Origin of the sequence: Kitasatospora sp. NPDC018619 (assembly GCF_044391605.1) — a bacterium.
Taxonomy (GTDB): Bacteria; Actinomycetota; Actinomycetes; order Streptomycetales; family Streptomycetaceae; genus Kitasatospora.
Map to the genome: position 1 here is coordinate 99,364 of NZ_JBISAI010000009.1, position 18,371 is coordinate 117,734.

17 protein-coding genes are annotated in these 18,371 nt (G+C 77.0%); 9 read left to right on the forward strand and 8 right to left on the reverse strand.

Annotated features, from left to right (window positions below; genetic code table 11):
• Positions 1-162: 162 nt before the first annotated feature.
• From ACH5AR_RS16315 to ACH5AR_RS16345, 7 genes are read left to right on the forward strand one after another with little or no spacing between them, the layout of a single operon-like run.
• Entirely contained in the window at positions 163-609 is a 447-nt protein-coding gene (locus ACH5AR_RS16315; protein WP_396302068.1) for a hypothetical protein, read from the forward strand.
• Positions 606-863, forward strand: coding sequence for a monovalent cation/H+ antiporter complex subunit F (locus ACH5AR_RS16320; RefSeq protein WP_396302069.1), 258 nt, complete (start codon positions 606-608; stop codon positions 861-863). The genes ACH5AR_RS16315 and ACH5AR_RS16320 overlap by 4 nt, the downstream gene beginning before the upstream one ends.
• On the forward strand, positions 863-1,150 hold the full coding sequence (locus ACH5AR_RS16325; protein ID WP_396302070.1) for a monovalent cation/H(+) antiporter subunit G: 288 nt from the start codon (positions 863-865) through the stop codon (positions 1,148-1,150). Before ACH5AR_RS16320 ends, ACH5AR_RS16325 begins: the two co-directional genes overlap by 1 nt.
• Positions 1,147-1,419: a Na(+)/H(+) antiporter subunit B gene (locus tag ACH5AR_RS16330; RefSeq protein WP_396302071.1), complete on the forward strand. Its 273-nt coding sequence runs from the start codon at positions 1,147-1,149 to the stop codon at positions 1,417-1,419. The genes ACH5AR_RS16325 and ACH5AR_RS16330 overlap by 4 nt, the downstream gene beginning before the upstream one ends.
• Complete coding sequence (locus ACH5AR_RS16335) at positions 1,416-2,156, forward strand: MnhB domain-containing protein (RefSeq protein WP_396302072.1); 741 nt, start codon at positions 1,416-1,418, stop codon at positions 2,154-2,156. Before ACH5AR_RS16330 ends, ACH5AR_RS16335 begins: the two co-directional genes overlap by 4 nt.
• Positions 2,153-2,497: a sodium:proton antiporter gene (locus tag ACH5AR_RS16340; RefSeq protein ID WP_396302073.1), complete on the forward strand. Its 345-nt coding sequence runs from the start codon at positions 2,153-2,155 to the stop codon at positions 2,495-2,497. The genes ACH5AR_RS16335 and ACH5AR_RS16340 overlap by 4 nt, the downstream gene beginning before the upstream one ends.
• Positions 2,498-2,503: 6 nt before the next feature.
• Positions 2,504-4,345 (forward strand): complex I subunit 5 family protein, encoded by a 1,842-nt coding sequence (locus ACH5AR_RS16345; RefSeq protein WP_396302074.1) that lies wholly within the window; start codon positions 2,504-2,506, stop codon positions 4,343-4,345.
• Positions 4,346-4,412: 67 nt separating this feature from the next.
• Here the strand turns inward: ACH5AR_RS16345 and ACH5AR_RS16350 are convergent, their stop codons facing one another.
• The 3 genes from ACH5AR_RS16350 to ACH5AR_RS16360 are packed head-to-tail and all read right to left on the reverse strand — an operon-like array spanning position 4,413 to position 7,850.
• Positions 4,413-5,105 carry a FadR/GntR family transcriptional regulator gene (locus tag ACH5AR_RS16350; protein WP_396302075.1) on the reverse strand — a complete coding sequence of 231 codons (693 nt, stop codon included), beginning with the start codon at positions 5,103-5,105 and terminating at the stop codon, positions 4,413-4,415.
• 49 nt (positions 5,106-5,154) lie between these two features.
• Positions 5,155-6,360, reverse strand: a complete 1,206-nt coding sequence (locus ACH5AR_RS16355; RefSeq protein WP_396302076.1) for an MFS transporter — start codon at positions 6,358-6,360, stop codon at positions 5,155-5,157.
• Positions 6,357-7,850, reverse strand: coding sequence for an amidase (locus ACH5AR_RS16360; protein WP_396302077.1), 1,494 nt, complete (start codon positions 7,848-7,850; stop codon positions 6,357-6,359). Before ACH5AR_RS16360 ends, ACH5AR_RS16355 begins: the two co-directional genes overlap by 4 nt.
• Before the next feature lie 539 nt (positions 7,851-8,389).
• Between ACH5AR_RS16360 and ACH5AR_RS16365 the strand changes: the two genes are divergently transcribed.
• Together ACH5AR_RS16365 and ACH5AR_RS16370 are read left to right on the forward strand one after the other, a co-directional pair.
• A complete protein-coding gene (locus tag ACH5AR_RS16365; protein WP_396302078.1) occupies positions 8,390-11,713 on the forward strand; it encodes an ABC transporter permease in 3,324 nt (1,107 codons plus the stop codon).
• A complete protein-coding gene (locus tag ACH5AR_RS16370; protein ID WP_396302079.1) occupies positions 11,710-14,523 on the forward strand; it encodes a hypothetical protein in 2,814 nt (937 codons plus the stop codon). The genes ACH5AR_RS16365 and ACH5AR_RS16370 overlap by 4 nt, the downstream gene beginning before the upstream one ends.
• A gap of 38 nt (positions 14,524-14,561) precedes the next feature.
• Here the strand turns inward: ACH5AR_RS16370 and ACH5AR_RS16375 are convergent, their stop codons facing one another.
• The 5 genes from ACH5AR_RS16375 to ACH5AR_RS16395 all read right to left on the reverse strand — a co-directional run bounded on the left by ACH5AR_RS16375 (position 14,562) and on the right by ACH5AR_RS16395 (position 18,315).
• Positions 14,562-14,879 (reverse strand): hypothetical protein, encoded by a 318-nt coding sequence (locus ACH5AR_RS16375; protein WP_396302080.1) that lies wholly within the window; start codon positions 14,877-14,879, stop codon positions 14,562-14,564.
• Complete coding sequence (locus tag ACH5AR_RS16380) at positions 14,876-16,036, reverse strand: anion permease (protein WP_396302081.1); 1,161 nt, start codon at positions 16,034-16,036, stop codon at positions 14,876-14,878. The genes ACH5AR_RS16375 and ACH5AR_RS16380 overlap by 4 nt, the downstream gene beginning before the upstream one ends.
• Positions 16,037-16,152: 116 nt before the next feature.
• Positions 16,153-17,451, reverse strand: coding sequence for an MFS transporter (locus ACH5AR_RS16385; RefSeq protein ID WP_396302082.1), 1,299 nt, complete (start codon positions 17,449-17,451; stop codon positions 16,153-16,155).
• A gap of 138 nt (positions 17,452-17,589) precedes the next feature.
• Positions 17,590-17,946 carry an ArsR/SmtB family transcription factor gene (locus ACH5AR_RS16390; RefSeq protein WP_396302083.1) on the reverse strand — a complete coding sequence of 119 codons (357 nt, stop codon included), beginning with the start codon at positions 17,944-17,946 and terminating at the stop codon, positions 17,590-17,592.
• Positions 17,947-18,039: 93 nt separating this feature from the next.
• Positions 18,040-18,315 (reverse strand): prealbumin-like fold domain-containing protein, encoded by a 276-nt coding sequence (locus ACH5AR_RS16395; RefSeq protein WP_396302084.1) that lies wholly within the window; start codon positions 18,313-18,315, stop codon positions 18,040-18,042.
• Positions 18,316-18,371: the final 56 nt, after the last annotated feature.

The window sequence follows — 18,371 nt, forward strand, 5'->3', positions numbered from 1 at the left end:
TCATCACAGGTTCCGTCGCCGCACTCGGGCGAACGGGTGGTCCCCCACGGCGATCCCGCGCGCAACGGCGTTGCGCGCGGGACGCCGCCCCCGCCCGGACGGTAGACCTGGGCCGCTCGCCGCAGCCGCGGCGCGGTACCGAGGCGGGGACAGGGGAGCGAGATGCGGACGGCGGCCGAACTCCTGATGTGGTGGGGGCTGCTCCTCCTGCTGAACCTCGTGTTCATCAGCTCGGTGACCCCCCTCGAAACCGCCGTGGGCGCCGCCGTCGCCGTCCTCGGGGCGCTCGGCGCGGTGGCCGTCCGGCGCGCCTCCGGCGCCGCCCCGGGCGGCGCCGCCCGTCTCGCCCCGGCCCTGCGGGCCTTCCCGGGCACGCTGCTGGCCGACACCGGCCGGCTGGCACGCGCCGTGTTCTCCCCCGCCCACCGCCGATCCGGCTTCCGCGCCGTACGGCTCGCGCCCGGCACCGGCCCGGCCTGGGCGGCCGCCCTGCTGTCCTCGACCCCCGGCGCCTACGTCGTGGACGTCGACGGCCAGACCCTACTGGTGCACACGCTGGGCCGTGAAGTCTCCTCCCTGGAGCGGGCGTTGGCGCAGGGGGCGGAGTGAACGCCTGGCTGCTGGCCGCGGCCGTCCTCGCCGTCGGCGCCCTCGCCCCGTGCCTGCTGCTCGGGCTGTCCGGCCGCACGCAGCGGCGGCTGGCCGGGCTGAACCTCGCCGCCGTGGCCACCTCCGTCGTCCTGCTGCTGCTCGCCCAGGGCTTCGGCCGCCCGTCCTACACCGACCTCGCCCTCGACTTGGCCGTGCTGGCGCCCGCCGGGACACTGGTGTTCACCCGCTTCCTCGCCGGCGAGGAGCGCTGATGGGCCGGCACGCCGTGGCGCTGGTGCTGCTCTGGGCGGGCACCGCCGCGCTGCTGCTCTCCGCCGTCGCGCTCGTCGCGCTGCCCGGCCGCTACCTGCGCCTGCACGCCCTCTCCCCCGCCGCCGTGATCGGCGCCCCGCTGGTCGCGCTCGCCCTCGCCGTGGACACCGGGCCCGGCCGGGCGGCGGTCAAGCTGCTGGTGATCGGCCTGCTGGTGGCCGCCGGCGGCACCGTCACCACCATGGCCGTGGCCCGGGCCACCCGCCGCTCGGAGGCCCGCCGATGACCGACGCCCTGGTCGTGACCGCCCTGCTGCTCACCGCCGCCACCGCCACCGCGGCCGCGCTCACCCGCGATCCGGCCCGGCAGGCCGTCGTCCTCGCCCTGCTGGGACTGAGCCTCGCCCTGCTCTTCACCGTGCTCCAGGCCCCCGACGTCGCGCTCTCCCAGCTCGGTGTCGGCAGTGCCATCACCCCGCTGCTGATCCTGCTGACCGTCCGCCGGGTGCGCCGCGAGGAGCACACCGACGAACACCGCCCGGACCGCCCCGAGTGAGCCGCCCCACCCGCCTCGGGCTCTTCCTCCTCGCCGCCTCGGTGCTGGCCGCCGCCCTGATCGCCGCCGCCGGCGAGCTCCCGGGCTTCGGCGGCCCCCACCACCCGTACGGCGAGCGCGCGGTGGCCGCCGGGCTGGAGCGGCGCACGGCCAACATCGTCTCCTCCGTCAACTTCGACCAGCGGGCCTTCGACACCCTCGGCGAGGAGTCCATCCTGTTCGGCTCGGTGCTCGGCGCGGGCATCCTGCTGCGGCTGGCCCGGGACGAGCGCAAGCGCCGGGCCGCCGCCGAACCCGCCCTGCCCACCACCCGGCTGTTCGGCGCCGCGCTGCTGCCCGTCGCCGCCCTGACCGGCGGGTACCTGGTGGCGCACGGCGCGCTGAGCCCCGGCGGCGGCTTCCAGGGCGGGGTCGCCCTGGCCACCGCCCTGCACCTGGCGTACGTCGCGGCCGACTACCGGGTGCTCAAACGCGTCCGCCCCCTCGCCGCCCTGGACGTCGCGGACGCGCTGGCCGCCGGCGCCTTCGCCGCGCTCGGCCTGGTCGGCCTCGTCCAGGGCGCCGGCTACCTCGCCAACACCCTGCCGCTCGGCACCTTCAACCAGCTCTCCTCCAGCGGGCTGGTGGCCGTCGTCAACGCCGCCGTCGGGGTGGAGGTCGCCTCCGGCGTGGTGGTGCTGCTCGCCCACTTCCTGGACCAGGCCGTCGAGGTCGTCCCCCGGGGGGAGCGGGCATGAGCGTGTTCCCCTACCTGGTCGCCGGGTGGATCCTGCTCTCCGGCCTCTACGGCCTGGTGACCAGCCGCAACCTCGTTCAGGCGGTCGGCTGCCTGGCCGTCGCCCAGTCCTCCACCTACGTGCTGCTGCTCGCGGTCGGCTACCGCCGCGACGCCACCGCCCCCGTCTTCTCCGACCTGCCGACCGACGCCCCGGTGGTGGACCCGGTCGTCCAGGCGCTGACGCTCACCGACATCGTGGTCGGCGCGACCGTCACCGCGCTGCTCCTCTCCCTGGTGATCCAGCTGCGCAAGCGCCACGGCACGGTGGACCCGGAGGAACTCACCGGGCTGCGGGGCTGACGACCGGTGCTCCCCGCCTCCGACCTGCTGCCGCTGGCCGTCGCCGTCCCCCTCTTGGGCGCGGCGGCCACCGCCGTCGCGGGCCGGTGGCTGCCCCGGCCCGGCCGGGACGCGCTCGCCACCGCCCTCGCCGCCGCCGAGGTTCTTTTCCTCGCCCTGCTGTGGACGCGGACGGGCCCGGACGGCCGGGCGGTCTCCTGGCTGGGCGGCTGGACGCCGGGCAGCGGCGTGGGCATCGTGCTGGTCGCCGACCGCCTCGGCAGCGGCCTCGCGCTGCTCGCCGCCGTCCTCGTGCTCGGCGTGCTCTGCTACGCCTGGCGGTACTTCGACGAGCCCTCCGGCGAACACGGCGGGCTCTTCCCCGCCCTGCTGCTGCTCTTCGAGGCCGGGATGTGCGGCTTCGCGCTCACCGGCGACCTCTTCGACGCCTTCGTCTTCTTCGAGCTGATGGGCGCCGTCGCCTACGCGCTGACCGGCTACCGGATCGAGGACCCGCGCCCGCTGCACGGCGCGATGGCCTTCGGCGTGGTCAACTCGGCCGCCGCCTACCTCTCCCTGCTCGGCATCGGCCTGCTCTACGCCCGCACCGGCGAGCTCGGGCTGGCCCGGATCGGCGCCGAACTCGACCGCCTCGCCTCCCCCGGACGCGGCCCGGACGCCCTGCTGGTCCTCGCCTTCGTCCTGGTCCTGGCCGGCCCGCTGGTCAAGGCCGCCGCGGCGCCGTTCCACTTCTGGCTGCCGGACGCCCACGCCGTCGCCCCGAGCCCGGTGTGCATGCTGCTGTCCGGCGTGATGGTCGAGCTCGGGGTGTACGGCGCCGCCCGGATCCACCGGGTGGTCTTCGCGGGGGCGGGCGGCCTGCCGGACACCGTCGTACGGGACACCCTGCTGGCCGCGGGGGTGCTGACGGCCCTGGTCGGCGCCGTGATGTGCTGGCAGCAGCGGCACCTGAAGCGGCTGCTCGCCTTCTCCACCGTGGGCCACGTCGGGCTGTTCCTGACCGGCGCGGCCGTGCTCACCCCGGCCGGGCTGGCCGGCACCGCGGTGTACGTGGCCGGCCACGCCGGGGCCAAGGCCGCGCTGTTCGGCCTCACCGGCGTGCTGCTCGACCGGTACGGCTCGGTGGACGAGCACGGGCTGCACGGCCGGGCCCGCGAACTGCGCGCCACCGGGCTGCTGTTCGTCCTGGGCGCGCTGGCCCTGGCCGGGCTGCCGCCGTTCGGCACCGGCCTCGGCAAGGCCGTCGCCGAGGAGGCCGCCGGGCGCGAACTGCCCTGGCTGCCGGCCGTGTTCGTGCTGGTGTCGGCGCTCACCGGCGGTGCGGTGCTGCGGGCGGCGCTGCGGGTCTTCGGCGGGTACGGCGCCCCGCCGCAGGAGCACCCCGAGGTGGCCGCGACCACCGGCGAGGGCGAGGAGCCCGAGATCCGCGAGCCCGGCCGGCGGCTGCCCCCGCCGATGGTGCTGGTCCCCGGGCTGCTGCTGGCCGGCTGCCTGGCCGTCGGCGTGCTGCCCGGCGTCGGCCGGGCGCTCGCCGCGGGCGCCGCCGCCTTCACCGACCGCGCCGGCTACCTCGCCGACGCCCTCGGACGGGCCGCGCCCCCCGCACCGCCGGCTCCCGAAGCCTGGTGGACGCCCGCCGGTGCGTGGCTCGGCGTGCTCTCCGCCCTGCTCGCCGTCGGCTTCGCCGCCACCGCCGTCCGCCGCCGCCCCCGGCGCGGCACCGGCGGCCTCCACCGCGCCGTCGTCCTGCCGCTGCGCCGCCTGCACTCCGGCCTGCTGGGCGACTACGTGGCCTGGCTCGCCGTGGGCCTGGCGGCCCTGGTGGTGACGATCACCGCACAGCTCTGACCGCGCCGCCGCAGCGCCGCTTCCCGGGGCCGGCTCCGGGCCGGCCCCGCCGCACCGGCCCGACCGCTCAGGCCTCCCGGGGACGCAAGCCCTCCAGGGTGCGGTCCAGGTTGGCGCGGGTCGCCTCGACCGCGGCGTCGGGATCACCCGCGGCGATCGCCTCGACCAGGGCGTGGTGCGCGCGGGAGATGCCCTCCTCCTCCGCACCGCCGTGCAGGCGGTCGTCGGACACCAGGAAGTCGGCCGCCTGGCGCAGCGCGTCGACGAAGGAGTCGAACAGGCGGGTGAGCACCGGGTTGCGTGCGGCCCGTACCACCAGGCGGTGCAGTTCCAGGTCCGCCTCGACGAACGCGACGCGGTCGGTGGCCGCGTCACGGGCGGCCAGCGCCGCCCGCAGCGCGGCCACGTCCTCGCCGGTGCGCCGCCGGGCGGCCAGCCGGCCGGCCTCGACCTCCAGCGCCGCACGGACCTCGTACACGTCGTGGGCTTCCGCACGGCGCAGCTCCCGGTCGAACTCCGAGACCGGGGAGGCCGCCGCGACGTAGGTGCCCGAGCCCTGCCGGGAGTGCAGTTGGCCGTCGGCGATCAGCACCCGCACCGCCTCGCGCGAGGTGGTGCGGCCGACGCCGAGCAGCCGGCTCAGCTCGACCTCGTTGGGGAGCTTCGCCCCCACCGCCCACTCCCCCGTGCCGATCAGCCGGCGCAGCTCGGCGACGGCCTCCTCGACCAATGAGCGATGGCGTACCGGGCGAACAGTCATGGCATGACCCTATCGTCCTGCCGACACCGTCCTTCCGCTCCGTCCCAGCTCAGCCCACGGTTCCGCCGACCGGCTCGGGCAGTTGCCCCGGTGCCGGCTCCGGCAGCACCCGGTCGCGCAGGCGCAGGGCGCAGCCGAGTGCGACGGCGAGGACGCCGAGGACCAGGGCGAGCGCCGTGCGCAGGCCGTGCGCGTCGGCCAGCCGGCCGAGCAGGGGTGCGGCCAGGCCGCCCACGGACATGGCGAGCCCGAGGGTGAGCCCGCTGGCGGTCCCCGGCCGGGTGGGCAGGTAGTCCTGGGCGAGCGTCACCTGCGGGGCGAAGGGCAGGAACATGGCCAGCCCGAACGCCACGGCACCGGTCACGGCGACCGCGCTGGAGGGTGCGAACGCCACTGCGGCGAGGGCGGGGACGGCCAGCAGGTACCCGGTGCGGATCGGGGTGAGCCGGCCGTGGCGGTCGCCCAGCCACCCGCCGAGCAGGGTGCCGGCCGCTCCGGCCAGGGTGAGCAGGGTCAGGGCGGTGGCGCCGAGTCCCGTCGAGCCGTGCAGGTCGCGCTGGATGTGCAGGGCGAGCATCGAGGTGACCGTCACGTAGGGGACGGACCAGCCGACGGTCGCGGCGACCAGGCGCCCGAAGGCCCGCCAGTCGTCCCGGTGGGTGCTCGCCGCCGCGGGCCGGGCGGCCGGCGGGGCCACCGGAGCGCGGCCCCGGGGGCGTCGCCACCGGCCCCGCAGGGCCCAGAGCGCGGCGGTCACCAGGGCCGGGACGGCGAGCAGCCAGCCGCCCGCGAGGCCGTAGGAGCCGACCACGAGGGTGACCAGCGCCGGCGCCAGCGAGGCGCCCAGCGTGCCGCCGACCGAGAAGAGGCTCATCGCCCGTTGGGACTGTCCGCCGGCGGCCCGGGCCTGGTTGGTCGCGGACGGGTGGTACGCGGCGATGCCGAGGCCGGCCAGGGCGGCGCAGAGCCAGGTGAGCGGGTAGCTCCCGGCGAGTGCGGCGCCGGTGATCCCGGCCGCGGCGGTGAGGATGCCGGCCGGGATGAGCCAGGTGCACCGGCGGCGGTCGACCAGCAGGCCGAACAGCGGCTGGACCACGCTGGACAGGCCGCTCGCGGCCAGGGCGATGCCGGAGACGGCGGTGTAGCTGTAGTGCCGGTGGGACATCAGGAACGGCAGCAGTGCGGGAACGGCGCCCTGGTAGAGGTCGTTGACGATGTGGGTGCCGGTCAGGAAGGCCAGCCGACCGCGCTTCACCGGGTGCTCCCCTCGGGCCGCGCCGCCGCCGGACGGGCCTGCGCCGCCCCGGACGCCTGCCGGGCCCGCTCCAGTACGGCCGCCTGCCGGGCGGCGTGGTGGTGCCAGGGCCGGGCCCGTTCCAGCTGGGCGCCGAGGGAGAGCAGCAGGCCCTCCTGGTGGAGCCGGGCGGTCAGCATCACCCCGATCGGCAGTCCGTCGGGCGTCCAGTGCAGCGGCAGGCTGATCGACGGCAGGCCGGTGAGGTTCGCCAGCGGGGTGCGCGGGGTGGCGGCGAGCATCCGGGCGTAGGTCCGTTCCGGGGCGTCCGGGTCGGTCAGCGATCCGACCGGCAGCGGCGGCCGGTCCGTGGTCGGGCTCAGCACCGCGTCGAAGCGGTCGTAGCGCCGGCAGAGCGAACGGGCGGTGGCGGCCAGCGAGGTCGTCGCCGCGTGGAGCCGGGCCCCGCTGTGCCGGGCCCCCTCGGCGCGCAGCCAGCGGGTCAGCGGCAGCAGCCGGTCCTCCCGCTGCGGCGGGACGGGCACGGCGGCGGCCAGGACGCTCCACAGCACGGTGAAGTCCGGCACGTACTCGTCCGGGTCGAACGGCGGCGCCTCCTCGACCCGGTGGCCGAGGTCGGCGAGCAGGTCGGCGGTGCGTCGGCAGGCCAGTGCGGCCTCGGGGTGCCAGCCGTCGGTCCGCGGCAGGACCCCGATCCGCAGCGGGCCGGGTTCGCGTCCGGCGCAGGAGCGGAAGTGGTCGGCCGGCACGACGGGCAGGGTGCTGCCGTCGCCCGGGACGCTCCCGGCCATCGCGTCCAGCAGCAGGGCCGCGTCCGGCACCGTCCTGGCCAGGGGGCCGGCGGTGGCGAGCCCGAAGGCATCCGTCCCGGGGGCCGGGGTCACCCGGCCCCGGCCGGGCTTGAGGCCGACCACCCCGCAGGCGGCGGCCGGGATGCGGATCGAACCGCCGCCGTCACTGCCGAGGGCCCCCGCCGCCAGCCCGGCCGCGACCGAGGCGGCCGCGCCGCCGCTGGAGCCGCCCGCACCGCGGCCGGGGTCGTACGGGGTGCGCGCGGTGGCGTACGCCGTCTCGGTGTAGGAGGAGCAGCCGAACTCGGCCGCGGTGGTGGTCCCCAGCAGCACGGCACCGGCCGCCCGGAGCTCGCCGACCACGGCGGCGTCCGCCGGGGCGATCCGGTCGTCGAAGGCCGCGGAGCCCGCGGTGAAGGGCAGCCCGGCGACCGGCCAGGTGTCCTTCACCGACAGCGGCACGCCGAGCAGCGGCGGCAGCCCGGCGCCGTCCCGCTCCCCGGCGGCGGCCAGCCGGGCCTCGGCCGCACGGGCGGCCCGGCGGGCCCCGGCCGTGTCGACCGTGCGGTAGGCGCCCAGCAGGTCGTCCACCTCGTCGATGCGGCGCAGGTGGTGGTCGACCAGTTCGGTCGGGGAGACGGTGCGGCGGCGGACGGCCGCGGCCTGTTCGGCGAGCGTCAGGGCATGGAGGTCGGTCACGGAAACTCCTCAGGTCTTCAGGTCCTCTGAGGACTTCACCCTAGGGGAGGCCGGGAGTGCGAAGCAAGGCAAGCCTTACCCGAGCCGCCGGGCACCCGGCCGCCCACACCCCGGGAGCCGCCACCCGGATGCGGCGGACCGCATTCGCGGGACGAAAACGCGGCCCGCGGAGAGCGGCACAACGGATAGCCGGCCGCACGGGTTCAACAGGCCGGGCAGAAATGTGCCGGAAAGGGGAATTCCCAGCTCAACGGCCCTTCATAAGGCCACAGTTGTGAAGTGTCCATGGCCTTTCCGGGGATTCTCCCACCTCCCGGACGCGGCCAATTCGGGGAATCCGCTCATCGCTTACGCAAAGGGCGCACATCCCTTCCGTTCGCGGATCGAATCTGACAGCATCGTCCGCTATCCGGCGACCTGCTGCCGGTGATCACTGCGTCGGTGCGCCCGTGGGCGTCCGTCCGTGGCCGAGGTCCGCCCGGCCGCATCGACGGACGGGTCGGCTCCGCGACCGGGGACCCGACCGGGGGAGGAATGTGATGTTCGGCTTCGTCGTGCGCAGACTGCGTGGGCGACTGCCGCTGGCCGCGGCCGTCCTGCTGACGGTGTTGATCACCACGGCGGTGCTGACCGCCCTGGTGACCTTCAACGGCGGCGTCGGCCGGGCGGGCCTGCGGCAGGCGCTCCAGGGGGCGGGCCATGCCCGGACCGTCGTGGTGGTGACCACCGAACACGGCCTCGACCAGCGGCAGCAGGACGAGGGGGCGCTCGCCGCCTACCGGCAGAAGCTCTTCGGCGACCTGCCGGTGCGCACCGACACCCTGCTGCGCAGCCGCTCCTACGGCCTGCCGGGCGGCGACCAGGCAGCGGCCGGCGCCCCCGAGACCGGCAGCCCCACCGCCGGCAGCCCCGCCGCCGGGAGCCCCACCGTCGGGAGCCCCACCGTCGCCAAGGCCGACCTGACGGTCCTCGCCGACCTCGACCGCACCCGGGTGAGCCTGGTCGCCGGCGCCTGGCCGGGCGCCGCCACCGGGCCCGCCCGCTCCGCCGCCCCGGAGGTGGCGGTACCCCTGACCGCGCTGACCCGGCTGGGCCTGGCCGCCGAGGCGCTGCCCGCGGACGTACGGCTCACCGAGCGGCTCGGCGGCACGCCGCTGACCGTCCGCGTCACCGGCGTCTACCGGGCCGTCGACCCGTTCGCCCCGTACTGGCGGATCGACCCGGTCGGCGGCCACGAGGTCGAGACCGGCGGCTTCACCACCTACGGCCCGCTGATGGTGGACCAGAGCGCCTTCACCGCGGGCGGCCTGCCGCAGGGCAGCCGCGGCTGGCTGCTCGACGCCGACTTCGCGGGGGTCGAGCAGAGCGCGGCCGAGGCCGTCGGCACCCGGGCCCGGAGCCTGGGCGACGGCCTGCGGAAGGCCTCCGGCCTCGCCGCCACCACCGAACTCCCGGACGTGATGGCCGAGTTGTCGGCCAGCCTGCTGGTCAGCCGGTCCACCCTGCTGATCGGCGCGCTGCAACTCGCCGTCCTCGCCGGGGCGGCCCTGCTGCTGGTGGTCCGGCTGATCTCGGCCCGCCAGGAGCAGGAGAACGAACTGCTCGCCGCCCGGGGCGCCTCCGGGGCCCGGCTCGGCGGCTTCACCGCCCTGGAGTCGCTGCTGCTCACCCTCCCGGCCGCGCTGCTCGCACCGCTGCTCGCCCCGTTCCTGGTCCGAGTCCTGGCGGGCCTGGGCCGGTCCCACCAGGTCGCCCTGGACGCCCAACTGCGCTGGACGCTCTGGCCGGTGGCCCTGCTCTGCGCCCTCGGCTGCATCGTGCCGGCCACCGTCCCCCGCCTGCTGCGCGGCGCCGGCGCCGCCCTGCGCCGCCGGGCCGGCCGACGCCAGGCGGTGGTCTCCGGCATCGTCCGCGACGGCGGGGACCTCGCGGTGCTCGTCCTGGCCGTGCTCGCCTACCAGCAGCTCGACCAGTACGGCGGCGGGCTGTCCGTCGACTCCTCCGGCCGCCTCGGGGTGGACCTGCTGCTCGTCGCCACACCGACCCTCGCTCTGTGCGCCGGCACCCTGCTGGTGCTGCGGCTGCTGCCGGTCGCCGCCCGGCTGGGCGCCCGGGCCGCCGCCCGGGGCAGGGGCCTGGGCCCCGCGATGGTCGGCTGGCAGCTGGCCCGTCAGCCCGCCCGGGCCACCGGCCCCGTCCTGCTGCTGGTCATGGCCGTGGCCACCGGCGTCCTCGCGCTCGGCCAGCACGCCACCTGGACCACCTCCCAGCGCGACCAGGCCTCCTTCGAGACCGCCGGCGGCCTGCGCATCTCCGGATCGCACAGCACGCTGATGGGCCAGAGCGGCCGCTACGGCGCACTGCCCGGGGGCGACCGGCTGGTCCCGGTGGACCGCGAGGACCAGGTGCTGCCGAACGGCCGGGGGCAGGTGCTCGCGGTGGACTCCGCGGCCCTCGCCGACCGCGTCCCGCTCCGTACGGACCTGCTCGACGGCGCCGACCGGGCGAAGCTGTTCGGCGGGCTCGCCCAACCGGCCCCGACCGGCCCGGCGGCCGGCGTGCCGCTGCCCGGCCGCCCCCTGCGGATCGACGCCGACCTGACCGTCGACCAGGAGGCCGAGACGCTCTCCCCGCCCGAACTGGCCCTCCTGCTGCGGGACCGCTTCGGCTACGTCCACAAGGTGCCGTTCACCGGTCTGCGCACCGGCAGCGGGCAGCACGTCTCGGCCCCGCTGGACGCGCTGGTGGACGCCCCCAGGGGCTCCGTCGCCGCGCCGCTGGCCCTGGTCGGCGCGACCGTCTCCTTCGGCGCCCGGGCCGACAGCGCGCTGGCCGTCCACCGGCTGGCCGTCTCGGACAGCACCGACGGACCCGCCACCGACCTCCCGGTGCCGGCCGGCCTCTCCTGGCAGGGCGGGCCGGCCGCGGGGTGGGACCGAAGCCCCGGTAGGCCCTCACCGGTCGCCGTACGGCCCGAACCGGCCGCCGCCGAACGGCTGTTCACCGTCCGCTTCTCCCCCCAGCCCGGGCTGGCCGGCCCGGTGCCCGCCGTCCTGCGCATCGCGGGCACGGACGCCCCGGCCACCGTGTCCGCCGTCGCCACCCCCGGCTACCTGCAGCTCGTCGGCGCCCGCGCCGGCGACGACCTCCGGGTGCCGTTCGGCGGGACGCTCGTCCCGGTCACCGTCACCGGGGTGGTCCAGGCCCTGCCCGCGACCGGCCCCGACGCCCTGGTGATCGACCTCGCCACCACCGCGCGGCTGCTGGCCGCGCAGGGCCGGGTGCTGGGCGGCCACGCCGAGTGGTGGCTGCCCGCCACCGGGCCGGGCGACGCCGTCCCGGCCCGGGCCGCCGCCGCCCTGCGGGCCGTCGCCGGATCCCAGGACGTCCGGCTCTACGAGGAGGTGGCCGAGGAGAGGCTCGGCGACCCGGTGGGAGCCGCCCCGCAGAACGCGCTGCTGGCCGTCGCGCTCGTCACCGCCGTGCTCGCCGCGATCGGCTTCACCGCCGCCGTGGCCGGCTCCGCCCACGAGCGCGCCCGGGACTCCGCCCTGCTGCTCGCGCTGGGCGCGCCGCGCAGGCAGGTGGCCCGTACCGTCGCGGCCGAACAGGCGCTGCTGGTCGGGCTCGGCGGCACCGTCGGCCTCGCCCTCGGCGCCCTGCTCGTCCACCTGGTCGTCCCGTTCGTCGTCCTGACGCCCGCCGCCCGCCGGCCGGTCCCCGAGGCCCTGGTCGAGCTGCCCGTCGGCCCGGCCCTGCTGTTCACGGCCGCGATCGCGGTCGCCCCGCTGCTGTCGGCCTTCCTGACCGGACGCCGCCGCCGAGATGTGGCCGCCCGACTGCGCCACGTGGAGGAGATGTGACCACCCAGGCCGGCGCCCGCGTGCCCGTCCCCGAGACCGCCCACCAGCCCGCACGCTGGGTCCGCACCAGGCTGCGGGCGAACCCGCTGGCCGCCCTGCTCATGGCGGCCCTCGCGTTCGTCACCGTCTTCCTGGCGGCGGCCCTCCCCCGCGTCTCGGACCGCGGCGCGGACACGGCGCTGCAGGACTTCGTCCGGCAGAAGGGCCTCCACCCGACCAGCCTGCACACCGCCTCCAAGACGCGGGGCGACGACAGCGCGGCCGAACTCGACCGGGTGCAGCAGCAGCTGGTGCAGCAGATCGGCACGAGGCTGGCGCCGAGCCGCTCCGGGCCGGCCTACGGCACCCGCGCCCTGGCCGAACGCTTCATGACCAACCCGGGCTACGCCCACCTCTCGGACAAGGAGCCCTACCCGGCCCTCGGCCTGCTCTACCTGCACGACCTGGCCTCCCGGGCCACCCTCACCGACGGCACCTGGCCCACCGTCGGCGCACCCGGCGGGCCGCTGCCGATCGTGGTCAGCAAGGAGGCCGCCGAGACCATCCGCATCCGACTCGGCGACGTGATCGACAACGGCACCGAGAGCTCGGGCGGCGCACGGACCACCGTGGTGGTCGGCCTCTACCGGGCCAACGACCCGCAGGACCCGTTCTGGGACGACCTCGGCTGCCCGCTCCGCGCCTGTCTGAACCTCCAGCCCGACCACGAGCACTGGACGACCAGCGGGTTCGTGGCCGGCGGCAGCCTGCCCGCGCTGCTCCGCTGGGGCTCGAACGCCGAGAACTTCTGGCGGTTCTCCGTCGACCCGGCCTCGCTGCGCGCCGACCGGATCGACGAGACCCGCGGCGTCGTCGACTCCTTCCTGACCGGACGCGACGCCACCGCCCTGGTCAACGCCACCAGGCGCGCCGACCTGCACACCGCCTCGGGCCTGCCCGAGATCCTCACCCTGGCCGAGGAGCGCTACCGGGCCTCGCTGCCGCTCAGCGCGATCGGGCCGGCCGGCGTCGCGGGCGTCGCCACCGTGGTGCTGTTCCTCGCCGCCGCGCTCACCACCGACCGGCGCGCCGCCGAGATCGAGCTGCTCCGGGCCCGCGGCGGCTCCCGCACCGGGGTGCTGCGCCGGCTGGTCGCCGAGGGCGCGGCCACCGTGCTGCCCGCCGCCGTGCTCGCCACGGTCCTCGCCCTGGTGCTGCTGCCCACCCCCCGGTGGGAACGCGCGGTGCTGGCGGCCCTGGTCACGGCCCTGGTCGCGCTGCTGGCCTTCCCGGTCCGCGCGGTCCTGCTGTGGTCCCGGCGGCGGCCGGCCGGCGGCCGCCGGCGGCTGGTCGGCGAGCTCGCCGTCCTGGCGGTCACCGCCGCGGCCGTGGCCGAGGTCCGGCGCCGCGGCGTCGGGCAGACCGGAGCGGGGGTGGACCCGCTGCTGGCGGCCGCCCCGCTGCTGCTCGCCGTCACCGGCGGGCTGCTGCTGGCCCGGATCGAGCCGGTGGCGGTCGGCCGGCTGGCCGCCCTGGCCGGCCGGGGCCGCGGCCTGGTCGGCTTCCTCGGCCTCGCCCGGGCCGCCCGGGACGGCTCCGGCCGCCGCAAGCCCTCCGTGCTGCCGCTGCTCGCCCTGCTGATCGCCGTCACCACGACCGGCTTCGGCGCCACCGTGCTCGACACCGTCGACCACGTGCGGTTGCGCGCCGCACGCCTCACCACGGGCGGCGACATCGGCGTCTCCCTCCCGGACTACGCCTCCCTGACCGAGCCGTTCACCACGGCCGCCGCCGCCCTGCCGGGCGTCCGGGCCTCGACCGGGGCCTGGATCGAGCCCAAGGCCCGGCTCTTCGGCGCCGACCAGGACTACGTCGAGGCCTACCTGGTGGTGGTGAGCGACCCGACGGCGTACGCCGAGATCGCCCGGACCCTCGGGGTCGGCGAGTTCGACCCGGCCCGGCTGGCCGGGGCGCCCGGCGGCCCGGACACCCCGGTGCCCGCCCTGGTCAGCCGCGACCTGGCCGTGCGCCTCGCCGCGGAGCCCTCCCGGGCGCGCACGCTCAACGGCAACGACCTGCACCTCAGCGTCGCCGCCACCGTCGACGCCACCCCCGCGCTGCCGGACCCGGGCAAGCCGTTCGTCGTCGTCCCGGCCGGCCCCGCCTGGGAACGGCTGCCGGACACCCGGCGGGTCACGGAGTGGTTCGCCGTCGGCGACGTCGACCCGGACCGCGTCCGGACGGCCCTGCGGGACAACAGCGGGGCCCGGCCGGTCGGCCTGGCCAAGCTGATCGCGGACGGCGCCACCGCCGTCGGCAAGGACACCCACGGCCTGCCCGCCGGGTACACCGTGCACAGCAGCCGGGAGAGCGCCGCCGCGCTCGGCGACGATCCGGTGCAGCGCGCCGCCGGGCGGCTGTTCTGGTACGCGTCCGCCTCCGCCGCCGGGTTCGCCCTGCTGGCCGTGCTGCTGACGCTGCTGCGGGCCGCGCCGGACCGCACGGCGGTGCTGGCCCGGCTGCGCACCATGGGCCTGCGGCCCCGGCAGGGGCTGGCGCTGGTCCTCGCCGAGGCGCTGCCGCAGACCCTCGCGGCGGCCGCCGGCGGCGGGCTGGTCGCGCTCGCGGCGGCCGCCCTGCTCGGGGGCGCCTTCGACATCTCGACGCTGGTCGGCGCCCGGGTCGGGGACGCCGTCACGCCCCTGCTGCTGCCGGTCCTGCTGCCCACCGCCGGGCTGGCCCTGCTGGTCGGGCTCGGGGTGGTGGTGGAGACCCTGGTCGCCGGCCGGCGCCGGATCGCCACCGAACTGCGGGCCGGGGACGGGGCCTGACGGCACGACGGGCGGGCGGGCCCGGGCCTGCCCGCCCGTCAGCGGTGGTCGACGATCACGGAGATGCCCCAGCCGATCGCCGAGAGCACCACCGCGAAGACGAGGCCCGACAGCGCGTAGCCGACCGCCCCCGCGCCGGCCCGTCCGGCGGCCGGCCCGGGCAGCCCCTCGGCCGGCCCGGGCAGCCCCTCGGCCGGCCCGGGCAGCCCCTCGGCCGGCCCGGGCGGCTCCGCGGCCGGCCCGGGCGGGTTGAGCAGGCGCAGGCCGAGGGCGAACAGCGCGGGCAGGCCGGCGCCGGTGAGCAGGCCCACCACGACGATCTTCCACACCGCGTCCAGGTTGACCCAGGAGTTCACGGGGTCACCTCGTCCCTGGGGCGTTCGTGCTCCGGGGCGACCGAGCCGGTCCACGCGGCGTTGACGTTCTCCGGTGTCACGGCCGGGTGGCGGGAGGCCACGAAGAAGACGACCGACGCCAGCACCAGCACCAGGAAGACCACCGCCACGCCGGTCGTCCCCCCGATCCCGTTCGCGGTCCAGTAGGCCACCGCGCCGACGGCCGCGGCGGCGGGCAGGGTGAGCAGCCAGGCCGCCACCATCCGGCGGGCGAGCTGCCAGCGCACCTGGGCCCCCGGCCGTCCGACCCCCGAGCCGAGGATCGACCCGGTGGCCACGTGCGTCGTGGAGAGCGAGTAGCCGAAATCGGTGGAGCAGAGGATCACGGCGGCCGAGGCCGACTCGCTGGCCATCCCCTGCGGCGGCTCGATCTCGACCAGCCCCTTGCCCAGCGCCCTGATCACCCGCCAGCCGCCGATGTAGGTGCCCAGGGCGATCGCCAGCGCGCAGGAGGCGATCACCCAGTCCGGCGCCTTCGCCCCGGCGGGCAGGCTGCCGTTGGCGATCAGGGCCAGGGTGATGACGCCCATGGTCTTCTGCGCGTCGTTGGTGCCGTGGGCCAGCGAGACCATCGAGGCCGAGCCGATCTGACCGAGCCGGAAGCCGTGCCCGCGGGTGCGTTCGGGGACGTCACGGGTGAGGCGGTAGACCAGGACGGTGCCGACCGCGGCCACCGCACCGGCGATGAGCGGCGACAGGGCCGCGGGCACGATCACCTTGGAGACGAGCCCCTGCCACTTGACGGCCGAGCTGCCGACCGCCGCCATCGTCGCTCCGATCACCCCGCCGATCAGCGCGTGCGAGGAACTGGAGGGGATGCCGAGGAACCAGGTCGCCAGGTTCCACAGGATGCTGCCGGTCAGTCCGGCGCAGACGACGGTCAGGGTCACCTGCCGGCTGGAGACCAGGCCGTTGGCGATGGTCGCCGCCACCGCGGTCGACAGGAACGCGCCGACCAGGTTCAGCAGCGCCGAGACCGCGACCGCGACGCGCGGGCGGAGCGCTCCGGTGACGATCGAGGTCGCCATCGCGTTGCCGGTGTCGTGGAAGCCGTTGGTGAAGTCGAAACCCAGCGCCGTCACGACCATCAACGCCAGGACCGCGTCGTTGCCGGTCACGGCCCGAACCTAGCCCGCGCACCGAGCGGGTGGCGGCCCGGCGCCCGCTCGGCACGCCGGTCGGCACCGGGCCCTCACCCGCTCGGACCAGCGCCCACGACCCGTCCGCACTCCGCTCACCCGGGCACGGCCGCGCCCCGCCCCGGGCCGCCCGCGAGCGGTGCCGGGGCGCCCTCCCCCGGCACCCGGCGCCAGGCGCGGACGGCCAGCAGCCCGGAGGCCAGGGCGACGGCCCCGAGCGCGGCGGAGGCGGCGGTGAGGCCCAGGGCGGCACCGAGCCAGCCGGCCAGCGGGTAGGTGAGCAGCCAGCAGCCGTGCGAGAGGGAGAACTGGGCGGAGAAGACGGCGGGGAGGTCCTCGGCGGGCACCGAGTCGCGCAGGACGCGGCCGGTGGGGGTGAGGATCAGCGAGCCGGCCGCGCCGAAGGCCGCCCAGAGCGCGAGCAGGACGGGCCAGCGCCAGGCGCCCGGCCCGGCGGCGGTGAGCGCGACGTGCAGGGCGAAGAGCCCGGCGGTGCCGAAGGCCGCCGGGAGCATCACGACCCGGTCCGGGACGCGCTCCAGCACCCGGGGCAGCAGCAGCGCCACGGCCATCGACCCGGCCCCGTAGGCGCCGAGCGCGATCGGGACGTCACCGGCGGGGCGGCCGAGCAGGCCGCGGACATGGACCACGGTGTTGACGATCACCATGGCGCCGGCCGCGGCCGCCGCGAGGTCCAGGGCGAGCATCGCGCGCAGCCGGGGCACTGCGAGGAACAGCCGGATGCCCCGCACGGCCCGGTCACGGAGGCCGCCCCGCCCCGCGCGGAGCGGGCCCGGCTCCGACCGCGGCCGGGCCGGCCGGCCCGGCCTGGGCAGGACGACGGAGACCACCAGCAGCGCGGAGGCGAGGAACCCGGCGGCGGTGCCCCAGAACAGCCGGCCGTAGCTGACCAGCGCCAACAGGGCGCCCGCCAGCACCGGGCTGACCAGGCTCTCGGTGTCGTAGGCCAGCCGGGACAGCGACAGCGCGCGGGTGTACTCGCGCTCCTCGGGCAGGACCTCCGGGATCACCGACTGGAAGGCCGGGGTGAAGGCCGCCGAGGCGGACTGCAGCACGAAGACCAGGACGTAGACCTGCCAGGTCTCGGTGACGAAGGGCAGGCCGAGGGCGACGGCGGCCCGGACGAGGTCGGAGGCGGCCATCAGGCGCCGCCGCGGGATCCGGTGGGCCAGCGCGGTGACCACCGGGGCGATGCCGACGTACGCGAGCATCTTGATCGCCAGCGCGGTGCCGAGCACCGATCCGGCGGCCGGTCCGGCGAGGTCGTACGCGAGGAGGCCGAGCGCCACCGTGGCGAGGCCGGTGCCCAGCAGGGCGACGACCTGGGCGGCGAACAGGTGCAGGTAGGTGCGGTTGCGCAGCACGGACAGCAAGGGGACCCCCGCTCGGACTGGGCGCGGCAGGACGACACGGCCAGAATAAGTCAACATGTGCACGCATGTGCACATGTTGACCGAAAGAGCGGCCCGCACCCCGGAGGGTGCGGGCCTGGCCCGGTCCGGGTGGACCGCTCAGTCGTGCGGCGGGAGCCCGCCGATCTGGTGGTCGGCGACGCTCAGCGCCTCGTCGACCAGTCGGCGCAGATGGCCGTGGCGCAGCGCGTACACCACGCGCCGGCCGTCCTTGCGGGTGGTGACCAGGCCTGCCAGCCGGAGCTTGCCGAGGTGCTGGCTGACCGAGGTCCGGGGGGCTCCGGCCGCCTCGGTGAGCGTGGTGACGTCGGCCTCGCCGGCGCTCAGCCGCTGGAGCAGGGCGAGCCGGGTGCGGTCCGCGAGCAGCGCCAGGATGCCGGCCGCGGCCTCCAGCCGCTCGTCGTCCCGATGCTCCTGCGCAGGGTGCGCACCTGATACCTGAAGGCTGCCGCTCATGGCGCCATCGTAGGGCCCCGGACGGCCGGGCGGGTCCGGGCGCAGGGCCCGGGCGGAGGGGGCGCGTGCCGCCCCTCCGCCCGGGCCGCCGGCTCAGGCGCTCGCGCCCCGGAGGGAGCCCGGCACGGGCGTGTAGCGCACGTACGGACGCCACTCGTCGTCCGGCGGGCAGGGAGTGGGCAGGCACGGCGGGGGCGGGCACATGCTGTCCTCGACGGTGATCGCCGCGCACGGCTGGTCCGAGGTCAGCTCGACCTCGGTCACCGCGGGCTGCGGCAGGTCGTAGCCCTCGGGCGCGGAGACCTCCTGCCAGTAGTAGGTGCCCAACGGCAGGCCGGACGCCGAGCAGACCCCGGACGCCGGCGTCACACACGGCGGCCCCACCGCGGTATCCGGGTTCGCCCCCGTGGTCTGGAGACCGGCGA

Bases quoted from the DNA above. Each gene is read 5' to 3' on its own strand.
- ACH5AR_RS16315 (WP_396302068.1), top strand. From the start codon at position 163: ATGCGGACGGCGGCCGAACTCCTGATGTGGTGGGGGCTGCTCCTCCTG.
- ACH5AR_RS16325 (WP_396302070.1), top strand. From the start codon at position 863: ATGGGCCGGCACGCCGTGGCGCTGGTGCTGCTCTGGGCGGGCACCGCC.
- ACH5AR_RS16330 (WP_396302071.1), top strand. From the start codon at position 1,147: ATGACCGACGCCCTGGTCGTGACCGCCCTGCTGCTCACCGCCGCCACC.
- ACH5AR_RS16340 (WP_396302073.1), top strand. From the start codon at position 2,153: ATGAGCGTGTTCCCCTACCTGGTCGCCGGGTGGATCCTGCTCTCCGGC.
- ACH5AR_RS16350 (WP_396302075.1), bottom strand. From the start codon at position 5,105: ATGACTGTTCGCCCGGTACGCCATCGCTCATTGGTCGAGGAGGCCGTC.
- ACH5AR_RS16365 (WP_396302078.1), top strand. From the start codon at position 8,390: ATGTTCGGCTTCGTCGTGCGCAGACTGCGTGGGCGACTGCCGCTGGCC.
- ACH5AR_RS16390 (WP_396302083.1), bottom strand. From the start codon at position 17,946: ATGAGCGGCAGCCTTCAGGTATCAGGTGCGCACCCTGCGCAGGAGCAT.